The organism is Euzebyella saccharophila (assembly GCF_014855495.1).
GTDB lineage: Bacteria > Bacteroidota > Bacteroidia > Flavobacteriales > Flavobacteriaceae > Euzebyella > Euzebyella saccharophila.
In genome coordinates this window covers 1-5,003 of sequence record NZ_JACYFJ010000015.1, presented here as the reverse complement: position 1 = coordinate 5,003, position 5,003 = coordinate 1, and the positions used below count along the sequence as shown (strand labels likewise).

Below are 5,003 nucleotides of genomic sequence, written 5' to 3'. Positions count from 1 at the left end.
TTGTGGACCTGTTGCACCATCGGCTCCGTCTGCTCCTGCCGGACCTTGAGGGCCTGCGGGACCCTGTGGGCCTACTGCACCGTCTGCACCATCATTACCTGCTGGGCCTTGAGGACCTTGTGGACCTGTTGCTCCATCTGCTCCATCTGCTCCATCAGCACCTGCTGGGCCTTGGGGACCTGCGGGACCCTGTGGGCCTACTGCACCGTCTGCACCATCATTACCTGCTGGGCCTTGAGGACCTTGTGGACCTGTTGCTCCATCTGCTCCATCAGCACCTACTGGGCCTTGGGGACCTGCGGGACCCTGTGGGCCTGTTGCACCATCGGCTCCGTCCGCTCCTGCTGGACCTTGAGGGCCTGCGGGACCTGTTGCACCATCGGCTCCGTCTGCTCCTGCCGGACCTTGGGGGCCAGTGAAATTCGAAGTTGTAAAACTTGAACCGTCTGAATAGTTTAATGTAAATGTGCCATTTCCGTTATCAACTGTAGAAACAATACCGTTACCGTCTGTTCCATCGGCACCTGCTGGACCTGAATCCGGATCTACCCAAGTATAAGTTCCGCTTCCATCAGTTGAAAGCACCTGACCATTATTTCCTCCAGTCGGTAATTCAATTTCGTTCGTTGGGTCGTTGTCCGCATCGTCCACGTTATCGACTCCGTCATTATCAACGGTAACACTTCCACCGTTAACGTCGGTGATGGTAGTCGTTCCGTTACCGTTGTCGGTAACATCGGTAATTTCGTTCGTTGGGTCGTTGTCCGCATCGTCCACATTATCGACTCCGTCGTTGTCCACTGTTACGGTTCCGCCGTTCACATCGGTGATGGTCGTCGTTCCGTTGCCGTTGTCGGTCACATCCGTAATTTCGTTCGTTGGATCGTTGTCCGCATCATCCACATTATCAATCCCGTCGTTATCCACCGTTACGGTTCCACCGTTCACGTCGGTGATGGTCGTCGTGCCGTTGCCGTTGTCGGTCACATCGGTGATCTCGTTCGTTGGATCGTTGTCGGCATCGTCTACATTATCGACTCCGTCATTATCTACGGTTACGGTTCCGCCGTTCACATCGGTAATGGTCGTCGTTCCGTTGCCGTTGTCGGTCACATCGGTGATTTCGTTCGTTGGGTCGTTATCGGCATCGTCCACATTATCGGTTCCATTGAATGTAATAGGTGTTCCATTACCATTGTCAAATGTAAATGTTCCGTTACCATTATCCGTTAAGGCCGATTTGGAAATCGTTTGGGAAACTCCGTTTTCATTTACATAGGTGACCGTACCGTTATTATTATCCGTTAAATTGGTATTGGTCTCAGCAATGGTAACAGATGCCACATTTAAATACAATGCACCATCAGAGCCAACGGCGATGTCATTATTGGCATCACCACTTATCAAATTAACTGATTCGGTACCTCCCCCATCGGTAATTTCAAGGCTTCCTGCTGTAATTGCGCTACCTGTGTTGTACTCATTACCTATGACATTATCGGCATCATCCACGTTGTCTACGCCGTCGTTATCCACCGTTACAGTTCCACCATTTACGTCAGTGATGGTAGTTGTGCCGTTGCCGTTATCGGTAACATCCGTGATTTCGTTCGTGGGGTCGTTGTCGGCATCGTCCACATTGTCCACTCCATCATTATCAACGGTTACGCTTCCACCGTTGACATCGGTAATGGTGGTCGTGCCGTTACCATTATCCGTCACATCCGTGATCTCGTTCGTCGGGTCGTTGTCCGCATCGTCCACATTATCGACTCCGTCATTATCAACAGTTACGGTTCCACCGTTCACATCGGTAATGGTAGTCGTGCCGTTGCCGTTGTCGGTCACATCGGTAATCTCGTTCGTTGGGTCGTTGTCCGCATCGTCCACGTTATCGGTCGTGCTTATTTGATAAGGATTTCCGGTAGAACCGTCGCCCGTTACCGTTACGTTGGCATTTCCTGATTGAACGATAGTCTCGGTTCCATCGGCGGCTGCCACGGATAAATTATAATCATTTCCTGTCTGGGTCAAGGTAACCGAACCGTCAGTAGAGGTCAAGGACTGGATTTCATTGGTCGGGTCGTTGTCCGCATCGTCCACGTTATCGACGCCATCGTTATCAACGGTTACACTTCCTCCGTTCACATCGGTGATTGTAGTTGTTCCGTTGCCATTGTCGGTCACATCCGTGATCTCGTTCGTTGGGTCGTTATCGGCATCGTCCACGTTATCGGTCGTGCTTATTTGATAAGGATTTCCGGTAGAACCGTCGCCCGTTACCGTTACGTTGGCATTTCCTGATTGAACGATAGTCTCGGTTCCATCGGCGGTTGCCACGGATAAATTATAATCATTTCCTGTCTGGGTCAAGGTAACCGAACCGTCAGTAGAGGTCAAGGCCTGGATTTCATTGGTCGGGTCGTTATCGGCATCATCCACGTTATCGACTCCGTCATTATCAACGGTTACACTTCCTCCGTTTACATCGGTGATGGTGGTCGTGCCGTTGCCGTTGTCGGTCACATCGGTGATCTCGTTCGTTGGGTCGTTATCGGCATCATCCACATTATCGGTTCCATTGAATGTAATAGGTGTTCCATTTCCGTTGTCAAATGTGAATGTCCCGTTTCCATTGTCCGTCAAGGCCGATTTGGAAATCGTTTGGGAAACTCCGTTTTCATTTACATAGGTGACCGTACCATTATTATTATCCGTTAAATTGGTATTGGTCTCAGCAATGGTAACAGATGCCACATTTAAATACAATGCACCATCAGAGCCAACGGCGATGTCATTATTGGCATCACCACTTATCAAATTAACAGACTCGGTACCTCCCCCATCTGTAATTTCAAGGCTTCCAGCAGTGATTGCGCTACCTGTGTTGTACTCATTACCTATGACATTATCGGCATCATCTACATTATCGACTCCGTCATTATCAACGGTAACACTTCCCCCGTTCACATCGGTAATGGTAGTTGTGCCGTTGCCGTTATCGGTAACATCCGTGATTTCGTTCGTGGGGTCGTTGTCCGCATCGTCCACATTGTCCACTCCATCATTATCAACGGTTACGCTTCCACCGTTGACATCGGTAATGGTAGTCGTGCCGTTTCCGTTATCGGTCACATCCGTGATCTCGTTCGTTGGGTCGTTATCCGCATCGTCCACGTTATCTACTCCGTCGTTGTCCACCGTTACGGTTCCGCCATTTACGTCGGTGATGGTAGTCGTTCCGTTTCCGTTATCGGTCACATCCGTGATTTCGTTGGTTGGGTCGTTATCGGCATCGTCCACATTATCGACTCCGTCATTATCCACGGTTACGGTCCCACCGTTTACATCGGTGATGGTGGTCGTTCCGTTGCCATTATCGGTCACATCGGTGATTTCGTTCGTTGGGTCGTTATCGGCATCGTCTACATTATCGACTCCGTCATTATCTACGGTTACGGTTCCGCCGTTCACATCGGTAATGGTCGTCGTTCCGTTGCCGTTGTCGGTCACATCGGTGATCTCGTTCGTTGGGTCAGGATCTGCATCAGGTGTAGCATTGCCACCAACCTGGGCCCAGTTGGTACCGTCCCAAACATAAAGTTGACCCGTAGTAGTATCAACATAGGTTTCACCCACATTAGTAGCCGTGGCTCCCGTAGCTATCGGGGTTCCCGCATCTACCTGGGAAAGCTCATTGGTTTCATCCTCATCCGTATCCGTAGAGTTAACCGTATAATTTCCGTTACCATCATCTGTTACTGAAATAGCACCTATGCCCGCAGATACCGTTTCCGCTAGAGACGATAAATCTGCAGTAGTGGAATTCCCGTTTTCAATATCTATTTGTAATTGATTGCTTCCATTAAGGCTGGCCCCTGTCAAGTTTTGATCATCACTGGCATTGGTTGCCAAGTCGGCTATAGCCTCTTCAACTGTTGTCTCATTAACAGTGTCTCCATCTACATCAATGGGAGTAGTTAAGTTTACTTCCGACGCCTCTTGATTATCAGTTCCATCAAAAGAAGTGGTAGTTCCATTTTCGGAAGCGTACGTGTATGTTACATTATCTACAGTAGATAACGTGGTAATCGTTTCGTTGACATCCGTAGTTGTACCATCGGCTTCGGTCACTGTAGCAATTCGGTTACCCGCAATTACGTTGCTGATGGACATGCCATTCGTATCGATGGTCACGTCCGTACCGTCGCCGTTGGTGAACTGGTAAAGTCCGCCACCTAAATCGGTGATATCGGACTTGGCTACGGTGATGCTGTTTCCGGCCTCGTTGATAAGCGTTACGTTACCGTCGCCATTATCGGTGATATTTACAATACTTTCCTGAATGGATACTGTGGTACCATCCTCCTTTTGGTAGACACCGATTTCATTTCCGCTGTTGGAAGTGCCGGTGATATCTGTAATCGTTTCGTTTACATCCGTGGTTGTACCATCGGCTTCGGTCACTGTAGCAATTCGGTTACCCGCAATTACGTTGCTGATGGACATACCGTTCGTATCGATAGTCACATCCGTACCATCACCGTTGGTGAACTGATAAAGTCCGCCTCCCAAATCGGTAATGTCCGACTTGGCCACCGTAATACTGTTTCCGGCCTCGTTGACCAGGGTCACGTTTCCGTCTCCGTTATCTGTAATATTTACAATACTTTCCTGGATGGATACTGTGGTGCCGTCCTCCTTTTGGTAGACACCGATTTCATTTCCGCTGTTGGAAGTGCCGGTGATATCGGTAATCGTTTCGTTTACATCGGTGGTTGTGCCATCCGCTTCGGTCACTGTGGCAATCCTATTACCAGCAATCACGTTGCTGATGGACATGCCGTTGGTATCAATCGTTACATCGGTTCCATCACCGTTGGTGAACTGGTAAAGTCCGCCACCCAAATCCGTAATGTCCGACTTGGCTACGGTGATGCTGTTTCCGGCCTCGTTGACAAGGGTCACGTTACCGTCACCGTTATCGGTGATATTTACAATAC

Annotated in this window: 1 protein-coding gene; it reads right to left on the bottom strand. The window is 49.5% G+C overall.

Going from position 1 to position 5,003, the window contains the following annotated elements; genetic code table 11:
* The coding region (locus IL355_RS19405; protein ID WP_394354542.1) for a beta strand repeat-containing protein at positions 1-5,003 on the bottom strand (5,003 nt) is incomplete at both ends.